At 39.0% G+C, this 13,716-nt stretch carries 15 protein-coding genes; 7 read left to right on the top strand and 8 right to left on the bottom strand.

What is annotated here, in order from left to right; genetic code table 11:
- Window positions 1-62: 62 nt before the first annotated feature.
- Both ACC612_RS01420 and ACC612_RS01415 read left to right on the top strand, forming a co-directional pair.
- Entirely contained in the window at window positions 63-827 is a 765-nt protein-coding gene (locus ACC612_RS01420; protein WP_371852671.1) for a GTPase, read from the top strand.
- Between the two features lie 158 nt (window positions 828-985).
- Window positions 986-1,993: a ComEC/Rec2 family competence protein gene (locus tag ACC612_RS01415; protein WP_371852670.1), complete on the top strand. Its 1,008-nt coding sequence runs from the start codon at window positions 986-988 to the stop codon at window positions 1,991-1,993.
- A gap of 236 nt (window positions 1,994-2,229) precedes the next feature.
- Here the strand turns inward: ACC612_RS01415 and ACC612_RS01410 are convergent, their stop codons facing one another.
- Window positions 2,230-2,358: an AN1-type zinc finger domain-containing protein gene (locus tag ACC612_RS01410; RefSeq protein WP_371852700.1), complete on the bottom strand. Its 129-nt coding sequence runs from the start codon at window positions 2,356-2,358 to the stop codon at window positions 2,230-2,232.
- Between the two features lie 323 nt (window positions 2,359-2,681).
- Here ACC612_RS01410 and ACC612_RS01405 point away from each other — a divergent pair, with 323 nt between their 5' ends.
- Entirely contained in the window at window positions 2,682-3,701 is a 1,020-nt protein-coding gene (locus tag ACC612_RS01405) for an acyltransferase family protein (protein ID WP_371852669.1), read from the top strand.
- Between the two features lie 399 nt (window positions 3,702-4,100).
- Window positions 4,101-4,547 carry a tellurite resistance TerB family protein gene (locus ACC612_RS01400; protein ID WP_371852668.1) on the top strand — a complete coding sequence of 149 codons (447 nt, stop codon included), beginning with the start codon at window positions 4,101-4,103 and terminating at the stop codon, window positions 4,545-4,547.
- Between the two features lie 106 nt (window positions 4,548-4,653).
- Here ACC612_RS01400 and ygiD read toward each other — a convergent pair whose 3' ends face one another.
- On the bottom strand, window positions 4,654-5,481 hold the full coding sequence (gene ygiD / locus ACC612_RS01395; RefSeq protein ID WP_371852667.1) for a 4,5-DOPA dioxygenase extradiol: 828 nt from the start codon (window positions 5,479-5,481) through the stop codon (window positions 4,654-4,656).
- Between the two features lie 58 nt (window positions 5,482-5,539).
- The gene (locus ACC612_RS01390) at window positions 5,540-5,761 is read right to left on the bottom strand and encodes a YwbE family protein (protein ID WP_371852666.1); all 222 of its coding nucleotides are present in this window, start codon (window positions 5,759-5,761) and stop codon (window positions 5,540-5,542) included.
- 414 nt (window positions 5,762-6,175) lie between these two features.
- On the opposite strand from ACC612_RS01390, the gene ACC612_RS01385 reads away from it, so the two are divergent.
- The 3 genes from ACC612_RS01385 (at window position 6,176) to ACC612_RS01375 (ending at window position 8,340) form a co-directional block, all read left to right on the top strand.
- Entirely contained in the window at window positions 6,176-6,361 is a 186-nt protein-coding gene (locus ACC612_RS01385) for a CxxC-x17-CxxC domain-containing protein (protein WP_371852665.1), read from the top strand.
- Window positions 6,362-6,873: 512 nt separating this feature from the next.
- On the top strand, window positions 6,874-7,764 hold the full coding sequence (locus ACC612_RS01380; RefSeq protein ID WP_371852664.1) for a DMT family transporter: 891 nt from the start codon (window positions 6,874-6,876) through the stop codon (window positions 7,762-7,764).
- A gap of 99 nt (window positions 7,765-7,863) precedes the next feature.
- Window positions 7,864-8,340: a hypothetical protein gene (locus ACC612_RS01375; protein ID WP_371852663.1), complete on the top strand. Its 477-nt coding sequence runs from the start codon at window positions 7,864-7,866 to the stop codon at window positions 8,338-8,340.
- A gap of 67 nt (window positions 8,341-8,407) precedes the next feature.
- Here the strand turns inward: ACC612_RS01375 and ACC612_RS01370 are convergent, their stop codons facing one another.
- From ACC612_RS01370 to ACC612_RS01350, 5 genes are all read right to left on the bottom strand, one after another.
- Window positions 8,408-8,830 (bottom strand): phosphate-starvation-inducible PsiE family protein, encoded by a 423-nt coding sequence (locus ACC612_RS01370; RefSeq protein ID WP_371852662.1) that lies wholly within the window; start codon window positions 8,828-8,830, stop codon window positions 8,408-8,410.
- A gap of 275 nt (window positions 8,831-9,105) precedes the next feature.
- Window positions 9,106-10,188 carry an MFS transporter gene (locus tag ACC612_RS01365; RefSeq protein WP_371852661.1) on the bottom strand — a complete coding sequence of 361 codons (1,083 nt, stop codon included), beginning with the start codon at window positions 10,186-10,188 and terminating at the stop codon, window positions 9,106-9,108.
- Between the two features lie 166 nt (window positions 10,189-10,354).
- Window positions 10,355-10,921, bottom strand: coding sequence for a LemA family protein (locus ACC612_RS01360; protein ID WP_371852660.1), 567 nt, complete (start codon window positions 10,919-10,921; stop codon window positions 10,355-10,357).
- Between the two features lie 21 nt (window positions 10,922-10,942).
- Window positions 10,943-12,715 carry a DUF2207 domain-containing protein gene (locus ACC612_RS01355; protein ID WP_371852659.1) on the bottom strand — a complete coding sequence of 591 codons (1,773 nt, stop codon included), beginning with the start codon at window positions 12,713-12,715 and terminating at the stop codon, window positions 10,943-10,945.
- Window positions 12,716-12,873: 158 nt separating this feature from the next.
- Window positions 12,874-13,644 (bottom strand): CPBP family intramembrane glutamic endopeptidase, encoded by a 771-nt coding sequence (locus ACC612_RS01350; RefSeq protein ID WP_371852658.1) that lies wholly within the window; start codon window positions 13,642-13,644, stop codon window positions 12,874-12,876.
- Window positions 13,645-13,716: the final 72 nt, after the last annotated feature.

The raw sequence follows: 13,716 nt of genomic DNA, 5'->3' as shown, positions 1-13,716 counted from the left end.
ATTAGAGTTGAGTTAGATTCTACTCTGACATCCTTATATGCTCACGAAGCATTACCTGTACCATGGCAAGCTACAAGGTAATGGTAAAGGACGTTATTAGAAAAGCGGACGTCCTGCTTGAAGTGGTAGATGCCCGGTTTCCAGATGAAACCCGGAACAGCGAAGTAGAAGCTGAAATAGTATATGCCAAAAAACCTTTTATTATAGTCATGAGCAAATGCGATCTTGTATCACAGGAGAACCTTGAGAAAACAAAATCCCGCTTGTCGAAGATTGCACCTACTGTATTCATATCCAGCAAAGAGAGATTCGGAACAACGATGCTTAGGCACAAGATCCTTGAAATTGCCGATAAAAAGGACGGGGACATACTTGTAGGCAGCCTTGGATATCCGAATACTGGAAAATCCTCAGTTATCAATGGAGTGGCCGGACGGCATCGTGCCAGTACTTCTTCCATCTCAGGCCATACAAAAGGTGTGCAGCTTGTGAATGCAGGATCACGCATCAAGTTCATCGATACACCCGGAGTGATACCGTTTGACGAGCATGATGAATACATGCAAGGGATGCTCGGTATAAAGGACGCTACTCATCTGAAAGACCCAATAGGAGTAGCTTTGAAGATCATAGAGAAAATGTGTGTCGAGAACAAAACGGCTTTGGAAGAATTCTACAAGGTCACCATTGAGAACCAGGACTCCTACGATGTACTAGAACTAATCGGCAGACAGACAAACTGCCTGAAAAAGAAAGGCGAAATAGACGATACAAGAGTAGGCATACGCATAGTGAACGATTGGCAGCGGGGACTGCTACTCATTTAATAGAAAAGAGTGCTACTTGCCTCTCCAATAGAAAACTAATAATAGAACAAGAAAAGTTTATCTGCATTGGATCTTAAGGCATACTTTGTCTACAGAGTAGAGGGGATAATATCAGAAAGGAACTGAAATGGATACTAATAGCGTTTATTCTGCTTGTAATGCTTGGTGTCCTACTTCAAGAACCGGCTAAACGCTCGGTGAATTCTACAGATCAAACTTATGAAAATACAACAAATGCTACACCGGAGAATGCCACTCCCGAAGAGATATCAAATAACACTGTAAATTGGAACACTTCTGAAAACCAATATTCATCTCCTGAAAAATCGCCATCTGGCACTCAAAAAAGCAACCTTACAGTTCACTTCATAGATGTGGACCAGGGAGATTCAATCCTTGTAGAATATGCTAATAAAACAATGCTCATCGATGCAGGGGGAAGTGACAAGGCTGCCAATGTCTCGGCATTCCTTAAGGAGCAAGGAGTTTCTATTATCGATATTGTAGTCTGGACTCATCCATATCCAGAAAACATCGGCAGTATAATTGACATATTGAATGAATACCCAGTGGGAAAGTTTGTAGACTCAGGATACTTATACACGAATAAAAGCTATGAAAATCTGCTTAGTATTATTCAAAATAAAAGCATTCAATACCAATCACCAAAACGTGGAGAAGCACTGGCCTTTGCTTCAGGTATACAAGTTCAGGTATTGAACCCGCCAAAAAGGTTATTTGAAGACATCAATGAAAATTCTCTGGTGCTCAGGCTTGTAGATAATAATGTATCATTCCTTCTCATGAGTGATGCTGGCCTTCAAGCAGAAGAAAGTATCATGTACGAAGGATATTATGTGGAGTCAGATATCCTTAAAGTAGGTAGCCATGTAAACAATTCAGGAGAGGAGTTCATAGGGGAAGTAAATCCTGATATAAGTATTATGGAAGATGGATCAGATAATGAAGATGTTACTCCCCGTTCAGAGATACTGCAAAGACTGCAGAACACATCCACTGTGTACAGAACTGACCTTTATGGAAACATAACAATCACAACCGATGGCTTAACCTATACAGTGACCACTGAAAAAGATCCTGAACAGGACAGTACAAGTATGACTGTTTCTTACCCTGCCATTAAAGTTAAACAAAGGTCAAAATAACAGTCACTTCAGCTCTAACAAATGGGAGTGATGGCTGCCTGTAGACAAGTATAAAAAATCATAGAACCAATCTAAAAAAATAAATGTTGGTTTCCAGTTCAGGCAAAAATGATTTGGGTGGTACATTAACCTGAACTGGATGCACGTCTTTAAAACTCAAATATGATATAAATTCATTTTCATTTTGTTCCGGTCTTAAAATTTGAACATTCCATGCTTTATTTAGCAGCTGGAGCTTATTTCTGATCCTTGTCTCTTTTATGGAGATGTGAAGTTTTGCAATCATGATATTCTGGCAAGCGGTGCTTTAGACAGAAAGATCCTCCACAAAAGTGGCATTTATAAGGTATCCTCAAGCACTTCATACCACGTATTTCTCCCTGACAATAATCGCATTTCATACCATATACATTATGCAGAGCAATGTTTTAAAAATATCTGTCAAAGACAGTGAAATAAGAAAAGATGAAAACCAGTTCAGATTAAAAGGGGGGAGGGTGGTACTTAGATAGGGATGAACTGAACTGGTAGTTTAAACTTAAATGAAACGCATATATATTGTTTTTTATTTTGTTTCGACTTTAACACAGTAGGAAATCCAGAGAGAGATTCTTGATGCCCACAGATAGAATATAAATAGCTGAATGCTGAAAATCTATAATGGGAGTGGAAAGGGGTTGGGACCGAGATGCAATCTATTATGGATATTATAACTTCTTCAAAAGAGAAAGTAGAAAGACGTTACGACATTGATTGGATACGCATTTTTGGAATGGCAACTATATTTTTATATCACTGTGGTAGATTTTTCAATATTGAATATTGGCATGTCAAAAACAATGTGCTTTCTCCAGGAAGTTCAATAATTCTGGATGTCCTGGAAATATGGATGATGCCTTTGTTCTTTATGATCTCTGCAATGTCATCTTATTATTCTCTCACGAGGAGATCTCCAAAACAATACATACTTGAGAGATTTAAAAGGCTTATAATACCCCTGATATTTGGTACTTTTGTCATCATAGTGCCTGTGCAGGTATATATTGAAAGAGCATCATACGGTCAGTTTAGTGGTTCTTTCATTGACTTTTATCCGCACTACTTTGATGGCCTCTATGCATTAGGAGGAAATTTTGCATGGGTGGGGTTGCATCTATGGTATTTGGAGTTTCTTTTCATCTTTTCCATGATAACACTTCCATTGTTCATGCTTGTTATAAAGCAAAAAAGCTCCCATATAGCTTCTAGTACATTTTCCGTTTTAACAAAGCCAGGAGCTATTTTCCTGTTGGCAATACCCCTTATCCTTGTGGAGATGTTTGTGGGCCAATATAGACATAACATCATAGGGCTGCAAGATTTTGGAGGTTGGAGTCTTTTGACCTATTTGGTCTTTTTTATAACAGGATTTATCCTGTCACTTGATCCAAAATTCAAGGATACAATTGAGAAACAGAGAATATCAGCCTTACTTAGTGCTGTTGGGATCACTTTGATGGGAATCATGAGTTATCTGTACGACTTTGAATCAGTAGTAAAATATCAGGATATATTAACTGCAGCTGCCTCCTGGTGCTGGCCTCTGACAATATTTGGTTTTGGCAGCAGATACTTAACTTCTAGCAATGCCATCCTTAAATATGCCAATGAGGCTGTTCTTCCATTTTACATACTCCACCAGACTGTAATTGTAATCTTTGGATTCTAGATAAGGGATTGGGGGCTTGGAGTAGCAACAAAGTACATTGTGCTGAGTTCAACTTCATTTTTGACAATAATGCTGGTATATGAATTCCTGATCAGAAGGAATAAAGCGATGCGTTTTTTATTTGGTATGAAGTGAGAAAATATTTCACAATGAACATGACAAAAGAATCGGAGTGGATACACAATTCATTATGCAGTACCACATTCCCCAACTTCAATTGAGATATATACAGAAATTATATATATTTATATTACATAATTACAGGTTTAATCCAGGAAACAAAAGTATAACAAGTGAGGGAATGGACATCATCGCTTGAATAGAGAGATTCTGATCGTGGATGCTAGTCACGATAAAATATCTTTCAACGACCTGGAAAAACAATAGAGGAGAGATATAATGGGTTTATTTGATAAAGTCAAAGGAATCAAAGAAGCAGAGCAAGTAAAACTGAACAAAGAAGAAGCATTTGCAGCAGTTTCCTTGGCTGCAGTAGCTGCAGATGGGGAGATTACAGAAGAGGAAGCAAGAGGTCTCATCACATCATTACTTAGAATGAAGCTGTATGAAAAATTCAATGACAAGCAAATGTCAGCTATGTTCAACAAACTCGTTGGTGTCATAAAACGTCAGGGTGTTGATGCTTTAGTTACATCCTCAAAGGATGTCCTTCCAGCGGACCTTAAAGAAACTGCATTTGCAGTTGCAGCTGACCTTACACTGGCAGATGGTGTACTCGCAAAGGGAGAAAAAGACATCCTTACCAAGATTCAGGAATCTCTGGGTGTCCCTGAGGACAAAGCAGCTAATATTATTGAAGTAATGCTGATCAAGAACAGAGGATGAAAACAGTAAGTGCATTCATTTTCCATAAATGGGACAGGCTTAAAATGCCTGTCCAAACACTTCCTCATAGAATTTCATTTAATATAATGAAACTTTCTGCTATGGATCATCCTATACGGAAACTTCTCATGGAAATAGAACCATACTGGAAGCCTTCATGAACAAATTCAAGGGCATCATCCTTTTCCTGCAAGGCTATAGCGTAGATCATAGGTAAATAATGGTCAAGAGTAGGTACTGCAAAAGGTGCTGTTCTTCCCATATTCCGGTAATCAATAAGGTATTTGTGGTTTCCCGAAAGCAGATTAGATTTTACTTTTTCATCAAATTCAACAGCCCAGTCAAAAGGTTTGGCATCGATATTACTGAAATCAATCATTCCCAGATTGTGCACTATATTGCCACTTCCAATGATCAGAACACCTTTTCTGCGCAATTTTCCAAGCTCTGATGCCAAATCATAATGATACTTGACCGTTTTAGGATTCCATTCGTTAAATGAGTAATCGAGACTCATCTCAAAAATTGGAATATCAGCTTGCGGGTACATGTGTTTTAGCACAGCCCATGAAGCATGGTCTAAACCCCAGTTATTGTTACATTTAACCTGTACACTACGTACGAATTCACTTGTGAATTCTGCAACTTCAGGGGAGCCAAAACTTGGGTACTTGACCTGATACAACTCACTAGGAAAACCGTAAAAGTCGTAAATCAATCGTGGATTTTCATTGCATGTGACATATGTCCCATTTGTTAGCCAGTGTGCAGAAATTACCATTATGGCCTTAGGTTTCGGCAGCTCTTTCCCAAGGCGCACCAGGCTTTCTGTGTAGCTGTTACTCAAAATTATATTTAAGGGTGAACCGTGCCCGATGAAGAGAACTGGCATTTTGTCAGTTTCAGGCAGTTCTTGATAGATTTCCCCTTGCATCACATCACCCATCCAGAAAGAGAAAAGGATTAGTAATAGATTTTTTGGTCACACAGGATCATCTTGTACCTGAAGTAGAGTCTGAAGCATATATCTCCTTCACTCTTCCTACACGACCATCTTCCAATTGAACCTTTATACCATGTGGATGAGATGAGGAATTGGTTAGAATCCTTTTCACAACACCCTTTGTGATTTTTCCGCTGCCCTGATCTTGCTTCAGAACGATTCCTACGTTCAAACCTATCTTAATATTTCCTCTGGTGTTGCCTGCGCTCATGGCACAAATAGATTCTTCATCATATAAGCATGTTCGTTCATAAAATTGCCATGCTACATGAACTGAACTTAGGGGAACAGAGATAACTCCAGAACAAATGAAAATAGTAAAGGTCTACTCTCTTTATAGTAAGTAGATATCACACAGAGATATATATTTAGAAGCATCAATATATTAATAGCAATACGTTTATATAATATATGCGTGTGTATATAAGTAGAGTTCGAGTGTTTGTCGATTTAATAAAAGGATTATCTCATTCTTGTGTTCTTCTTTTAATTGATTGATTTAACAACAAAGAGTTGGTCGTATCAATAAGTTGAGATCTGATTAAGATCAGATCGCACCTGTCATGCGAAAATTCTCGATTTCAGCTATTGCTGAGGCGAACTACCTAAACAAAGGAAAGTAAATATGAGATTCGATAGTAGAGGCGGAAATGGTAGAAGCGGTGGCTTCAGACCAAGTGGTCCAAGAGAAATGCACAAAGCAACTTGCTCAGACTGTAAGCAGGAAACTGAAGTACCTTTCGTGCCATCCGGTGACAGGCCAGTATACTGCAGAGAATGCTACCAGAAGCATAGACCAGCTAGATATTAGATCTGTAACTAACAGATTCCTAATTCTATAATTACACAAAAGGCAGATGTATTAACATATTTCTGCCCAATGATTTTTTTGAGCATTTTTTATTCAAATTACAAAATTACTTAATGTAATTTTGCAAAAGGAAACAAAGGGAGACAGATATGTCAAGTGAAAGCGTAATATGTCCAGGTTGTGGAATTCAAGTTTTCGCTACGGTGCCTTTAGGACAACAGATAATTTGCGTCTCATCAAAACTAGGGAGTCCTAGTAATTTTGGAGCAACATACAGATCTGCATCCAGATGCACTAGCTGCAAAAAGAGCTTTACCTGCTACACCAGCAATAAGCATCAAAAACTCAAAAATGTAATCTGAAGAGTTTCATTTTACCTTTGAATGTGTGATATTTTGTCCTTATTCTGATATAATTGCTAGAAGGAAGATTTATCCAGTATATTGGAAATCCTTTTCTGAGCTATCTAATGTCACGCAATCTTTTTAAGAAACCTTCGGCTTCTCTGCTCTATGTTAGAAGATAGAAAAGGGCATCTGGCCATACTTCTTGGGTGTGTGTTATACGGAACCACGGGAATATTCCTGGCCCATGTACATGGCATGTCCATTCCTTCAATGATCTTCTACAGGCTGTTCTTTGGAGTATTGCTGATACTTCTTGTAATCATTGCTACCGGAAATATATCACAAATCAAGCTTCGAAATAAGAAGAAACTGCTTGCGTTGCAAGGTATTGTAACAGTTGTCAACATGTTTTTCTACTTCTATTGCGTCAAAACCACATGTTTTTCCATTGCCATATTACTTGAGTATACATCACCTATCTATGTGATGATCGCCTCACCTTTCATACTGAAAGAAAAGATCACAAAGCAAAGCGTATATTCAATGATCATAGCCATCATTGGTGTAGTCCTTGTGATACAACCGGAAAGTGGATTTTCGGGATTTAAAACAGATCCAGTATATTTGACAGGTATTCTTTCAGCCTTCTTGATAATGAATATCAGACTCATGAAAGATGAGTACCCGCAAATGGGTATTGCTTTTTGGTCCATGGGACTTAGTTGCTTACTCATGACACCATTTGCTTTCGGTACTCCATGGAATATATTCACCGATAATCTCAGCGTTCTGGCATCATTTGGAGCGGTTTCAGTAGGAATGGGAGCATTCCTTACGATCATAGGATTCTCCCAGGTGGAAGCCCAAACTGGTTCACTCCTTTCATTGATAGAACCGGTGAGCGGCGTATTATTCGATGTCACATTGCTAGGAGTCAAACTTGGAATGAATGTATTCATTGGTTGCATTCTGGTTCTAATCTCAGCATTCCTTGTAAGCATAAAGAGTCAAACAAGGGAAGAGAAATTAGTTAACATCTCTGAGAAGACAACTTGAGACTTTTCTATCTGTCTCATACCCTACTTTTTATTCCGGCCATAAGTTGAAATACTTGAAGTCCCCAATACTTAATAAGTATAATATTGGTGTATTGAAATGTCGAAAAATGAAAACGTACTTGCAATAATAGGACCTCTTAATAAACCAAAATTTATGGGACTTGCCAACGATAGCTTTACTCTCATTGTCACAAAGGAACAGAGTATTTTTGCCAAACTAACATCAGAGATCATGAAGAAAGTGACAGAAGAAGCAAGGCAACAAGCTAAACAGGACGGAAAAGGATTCTTCGGACAATGGAGTAGTCAGATAGCCGGAGGAATGAACTACTCACAGAGGTATTTTACCATGGAGCCTGAAGAGATATTGAAAGAAAATCCTGAAAATTTCTTCATCCCGAATTCCAGTATCAATTATGTTGAAGTCAAGTACAAGGACAATAGTAGCGATGATGGGACTGGTAGATCTGAATGGGCCATTAACATCCATGCGCACTCACAGAAATTGACTTTCAAATGCAATAACGATCCGAGAACTGAACTAAAAAAAGCATATCCAGAAACAGTGAAATAAGTGGAAATTGTAGCTGTAAGATTACCAGCTACACTTTAATACTTTCTTTTTTAGCAGAAGTTGTTTTTCATTTAAGTTCACATTTGAATTCTTTTCCCGAGATGTTGATCAAATAGTAAGCACCGGCAAGGGAAAAGACAAGCACCCCCAGCCCCATAAGGAACAGGGGGGCAGTGGTTTTCAGGTCTATTATTATTACCTTACGGACTATTGCTGTGATCCCCACCAGAATAATTACACCAACATTCATTGTGGATTCAGTGATGATCATCTTTATGGTTTCAAGCAACTCAATGCCAATTATCACCAGAAAGAACAGACCAAATATATCCAAGACTTTTTCCACATTAAGGAAAAAGAAAGGAGGCGTAATAAGACCACGTAAGATTATCCAACCTACCTCCAGAGTGGAACTGAGGATTACAACCACCATTAGAACAATAATAGTCTTTATTACCAGAGTTTGAAAAGCGTTTACATATTTTATCATACGAAAACCATCCAATAACAATACATTCCTCTATTTGCCCTTATAATAGTAAGAGTCCTATAGTTAAAAAAGTGAGGATAAAATCAAGGGATGGGGCAATTGTAATTAAAGAGATTGAGATCAAAACATCTCAAATACCTGATGATTTATAGCCTTTACTTCATCCTAGATGATAAATGACAGGAGTTTTGCCGCCTGCAATTAACAGATACGTGCTTACATTCCATATTTGGAACTCCGACTCCAAAAATGGAAAAACAGATAGCATAACCATCTCATCCTAATTTAGCAGCTTCTGGGAATCGGTTCATATGGAGAAAAATTCCCATAGCTACAATGGAACAAATAACTGCAAAGACCATAGTTTCCCGAAAACCAAAGACTTCAAGAATTGCACCACCCAAAAGAGCTCCTACAATGTTAGCAGCAGATATAATCGAACTTAATATACCTGTGGAACTGGCTTTTTCAATAGTACGCTCTACCAGTAATTGATTTGCACCTACATACATAAAGGACCATCCAAAGGCTACAAGAAACATACCAGGGATAATAAAATAGTAGTTAGATGCAAAGAAATAACTGCCAAAGGCAAGAGCTGATGTTATGAAACCCCATTTCATCAACCATCCATTATTGAAATTGTCCAATTTGCGCATGATAAGAAATTGGATCAACGGGTTAATGGCATAAATGAGACCAATCCAGAAATTAGAAGCACCCAGTGATGACAGGTACAAAGGCATGATAGTCCATACTGAAACTGCACCTACATGCCTGATGAACACAGACAGATAAGTATCGAGGTTTTCCCTGAATACCTCCAGAGAGAAATAACTCACATGAATTGAAGGCTTTTCTACTTCTATAAGTCCTAACGCAACAAGGAACGCAATACAGAATGAAAGTGAAGACAATATGAAGAGGTACTCTATATTCCCTATAAATCCTGCAAGTACATAACCTACCATCCACCCAAGAGCACCGAATGAACTGAACTTACCTATACTTCCTTTATTGTAATAGATACTGACAATAAGTGCAGCAGGATATATCCCCACACTGAAACCCACCATTGCACGAATCACAGCAAGTGATGAAGCATTATAAGCAAATATCTGCAGAAAAAAAGAAACTGCTGAAACTGCAAGACCTGTTAGAATAATAGGACGTATGCGATTTATGTCAGCAGCCTTACCAAAAATAAAAGATGAAATGAAAGAAGCCGAACCATAGAAAGCGCTTATAAGACCGACTTCAAAATATGAAGCTCCCAGAGAAGCTGCAAAAACGGGTATAAAAATACCTGACATCATAAGGGGAGAATAAGATAGAAATTGGATCAGATTTAATCTCATTGCTTATCGATTCCAGAATATATTTCCAGAATAATAATTAAACTATATCTAGTTATTGAATGCAGTAAGCGATCTGAGAATTTCGTCAAATACCTAATTTCCTAAATCAATTGAAATGATAAAAATGAACACGGATATCAACAATGATAGCAAAAAAGGGAGTTTTTTAAAAACTCACTTTTGGAGCTGTTTTTTCCTCTTCGGCAATTTCTAATAATTCCTTCTTTTCAAAAAGGAACATCCCTGCGATTATGTTGTTAGGTATTTGCTGGATGGAAATATTATATTTCATAACAGTATCATTATAGAACTGTCTGCTGTATGCGATCTTATCTTCAGTTTGAGAGAGCTCATCCTGCAATTGCCTGAAGTTTTCATTAGCCTTAAGTTCAGGATAAGCCTCTGCAACAGCAAATAAGGACTTCAGTGCACCTGATAGCATGTTGGAAGCCTGTGCGGCCTCACCGACAGTTGATGCAGACATCCATGCAGATCTGGCTTTAGTGACCTCGTCAAACACAGATTTCTCATGTTTTGCATAACCTTTCACTGTCTCAACGATATTGGGTATCAGATCAAACCTTCTCTTAAGCTGAACATCTACCTGCGCCCATGCATTTTCCACTCTGTTACGTAAAGTTATGAGTTTGTTATATACAGAAAAGACAAACACTGCAATAAGTAGCGCTATAACAAGAACTACGCCTAATATCCACATTATATCCAATACCATCCTTTTCCCTCCGTTCTTAATTTATCTGGCACCGCCTCCGCCACCACCAAAACCACCACCTGCTCCATGGCTTCCTCCTGACGAGGACCTGGGAGCTGATCTCTGGTAAGCGTGGCTGAAGTCCGATGAATAACCTGTAATATATACCCTGTTATGGAAATGGCTCGCCCTGAATTCCACTTTGGGAACTATGACAGACATATTCTTGAGTGCCTCTTCAGCCACACCAAGTGCCATAGCATAGACCATATAATGGTCCCATAACTTCACAGAACCCGGAGGATGTTCCCTCAGATCCGAGAAGTCCGTGATATATTTCTTAAAGTTCTTCCAGCGCTCTACGTAAAGCTTACCTTCCGGAGTCCATCTGCCCAGAAAGGTCCGGTATTTGGCATTGAGGACAAGCACAACAGGTGAAACGAATGCAACAATTATTGGCATGAAACCCAATTTTTCAATTATCGGATATGCAGATGAGTCACCCAGCCAAGGAACTGCGAAAAGACTTAGCAGGGAGACAATAAAAAGTATGCCTGCGAAATAGTCCATTGTTGTGGCACCTTTTTCTATGAACAGCTTCTCAAGGTCTATATGAGCCTTCACCTTTTTATTCCATGAATTTATGAAATTGTAGAAGGATGTACCTTTTTTGAGCTTGGACTGGAACTCTTTCCAATGCAGCTGCCCCCCTTCAGAATGCTGTACTATGAGGTCCAGAACATCCTGCTCGAAGTCAAGAAGTCCTGGAGAATCTCCTTTCTCCCTCTCTTGGCCGGTAATATGCAGCACGATATCCCTGGGATTGCCATCATCGATCCTTAAGTAGTCCCGGTGTATCAGATCCATTACAGTCGCCGCAAACCCATCTATCGTTGGGTTCCCTACATCATCTTTTATCATGGCATTGACTACAGCAGGCTTTGAATCGTAAGGAAGTTCACGCTCATAGATACCTGCATACGTAATGTCAGGTTCCCTTCCATATTTGAAGTATAGATAGAACGGAGCTAAAAGAAGAGATAATGCCAGAAGTACGTATACTATGAAGACCAGATATAGAGCCTTCTGTTTCAGTGCGTATTGGGACTCGATCCGGAATATTTGAAACTTAGCATTCTGATCATACAGGCTCACATATCTAGGACCAGGCGAAGCCAGCCTCGGGAAGATAACTCTTATCTCGTACCAGCTGTTCGCAGGAATATCATCGGCCTGCACTGTGATCGTATTGCCGGTTATGACTGCTGTTTTGGTATAGTCATCCGGATGGATCCAATATGTTATATCAGAGCTATTGGCAGGCAGGACCGTTACTGTTGCTGTGAGACCTTTTAGAGGCTTTTCCCATTCGTCTCCCCAGAATTTGTAATGCAGCTCCGAAACATCGTTGTATACTTTGAGGCCACCATAATAATCGTATGAAGTAACAAATGTCACTTGTTCAGGAGTAGGCGACGGCAACTTGCATACAAGCTCGTAGCCTCCATAGACTTCAGTCACATAAAAATCAGATGAAAAACCATCTAAATGACCCTGCATGTTCTCTATGGACCCGCCAGGAGGAGGGTACACCTGCCTATATACCTCAGAAAATGTGCCATCAAAGTGATAGGTGAGCGATTCCTGCACATGCACTATACCCTCAGATGATACTGTGACATTCACATCGGCACTCTCAAGAGAATAATCCCTGGCTGATGCCATTGGTAAAAGAAGTAACAAAATAAAAGCTACAATAGAAACAAAAGTTATACTTCTTAAACACCCGCTTCTGCCCGTGGAAAATTCGTACACGAAACGCACACCCTAATTAAAAAAAGGAGAGTGTTAATATATACACTTATCGTAATTACATGGCATTTATATTTGGAAACACTACTGTGTGCCATGTACAAAATATTAATAACATTCATCAGCGATTGTATAAAAACGAAAATATAAGATATGCTGCTTCAAATCACTGCTATCAATGGTAAAATCACATGCAAAACTATATCCGCAGAGAAATGCGAGATCATAGCCGATTCTAAACCTTTTCTCCAATAAAGCCATCCAAATATAATTCCACCAACAGCATTTAGAGTAATGGTACGGACAATAACCAGCGGTGTGAGTGTTGTTATAGCCATTACTGCTGGTAAATGGCCAGCGCCAAAGATAACTGCGGCTAAAACAATAGCTAAACACATACCTATATTTGTTGGATTGCCTTCTTCTGTTCTTTTGAGTTTAAAGATAATCCATGCAATAAGAGTCATTATGAATAATCTTAACAGGACCTCTTCATTTATCCCGCCATAAAACGATGCAAGGAAGCCCTGCCATGCCGGAGGATTTATTGAAGCCTGTGCTAGATTGATCGGTACGCCGGCAAAGGAAAACAAATAATCCAGTCCGATTATAAGAATACCAGCGAGGATTCCAAGCCCAATTGATATCCCAAGTATGGATCTTAAATAACTTTTAACTTCCCTGCCTTCAAGCCATCTTTCAAGTATCGGAAGGCCAAGTCCAACTTTCCTGGCAAGATGAAGGCCAACAAAGATAGCAAGACCAAACAGGACCACACTCTGGATAAGCTGAGCAGCCAGGAGAACGTGCAAAGGTACAGGTAAATTCTGAAGTAATTCTCCTTGAAGAGTGAGAGTATAAGGTAGTACAGCTATCGTTCCAAAGATACATGCAATTAGTAAAATCAGAAACAATTTCCTCTCTTTTCCCATATTATATCTCCATATTAGCTATGTAGAATACTCGATGATCAAAATGGATTGGCTAATAGGTGCTTCATATCA

Source organism: Methanomethylovorans sp. (assembly GCF_041447285.1).
Taxonomy (GTDB): domain Archaea; phylum Halobacteriota; class Methanosarcinia; order Methanosarcinales; family Methanosarcinaceae; genus Methanomethylovorans.
Note: the sequence above shows the minus strand (reverse complement) of the source record. Positions and strands in the feature narration are given on the sequence as shown.

Excerpts from the sequence above, each read along its gene's own strand:
- ACC612_RS01420 (WP_371852671.1), top strand. The coding sequence starts at position 63 with ATGGCAAGCTACAAGGTAATGGTAAAGGACGTTATTAGAAAAGCGGAC.
- ACC612_RS01380 (WP_371852664.1), top strand. The coding sequence starts at position 6,874 with ATGTTAGAAGATAGAAAAGGGCATCTGGCCATACTTCTTGGGTGTGTG.
- ACC612_RS01410 (WP_371852700.1), bottom strand. The coding sequence starts at position 2,358 with ATGAAGTGCTTGAGGATACCTTATAAATGCCACTTTTGTGGAGGATCT.
- ACC612_RS01390 (WP_371852666.1), bottom strand. The coding sequence starts at position 5,761 with ATGAGCGCAGGCAACACCAGAGGAAATATTAAGATAGGTTTGAACGTA.
- ACC612_RS01405 (WP_371852669.1), top strand. The coding sequence starts at position 2,682 with ATGCAATCTATTATGGATATTATAACTTCTTCAAAAGAGAAAGTAGAA.
- ACC612_RS01375 (WP_371852663.1), top strand. The coding sequence starts at position 7,864 with ATGTCGAAAAATGAAAACGTACTTGCAATAATAGGACCTCTTAATAAA.
- ACC612_RS01370 (WP_371852662.1), bottom strand. The coding sequence starts at position 8,830 with ATGATAAAATATGTAAACGCTTTTCAAACTCTGGTAATAAAGACTATT.
- ACC612_RS01415 (WP_371852670.1), top strand. The coding sequence starts at position 986 with ATGCTTGGTGTCCTACTTCAAGAACCGGCTAAACGCTCGGTGAATTCT.
- ACC612_RS01400 (WP_371852668.1), top strand. The coding sequence starts at position 4,101 with ATGGGTTTATTTGATAAAGTCAAAGGAATCAAAGAAGCAGAGCAAGTA.
- ACC612_RS01365 (WP_371852661.1), bottom strand. The coding sequence starts at position 10,188 with ATGAGATTAAATCTGATCCAATTTCTATCTTATTCTCCCCTTATGATG.
- ACC612_RS01360 (WP_371852660.1), bottom strand. The coding sequence starts at position 10,921 with ATGGTATTGGATATAATGTGGATATTAGGCGTAGTTCTTGTTATAGCG.
- ygiD (WP_371852667.1), bottom strand. The coding sequence starts at position 5,481 with ATGCAAGGGGAAATCTATCAAGAACTGCCTGAAACTGACAAAATGCCA.
- ACC612_RS01350 (WP_371852658.1), bottom strand. The coding sequence starts at position 13,644 with ATGGGAAAAGAGAGGAAATTGTTTCTGATTTTACTAATTGCATGTATC.
- ACC612_RS01385 (WP_371852665.1), top strand. The coding sequence starts at position 6,176 with ATGAGATTCGATAGTAGAGGCGGAAATGGTAGAAGCGGTGGCTTCAGA.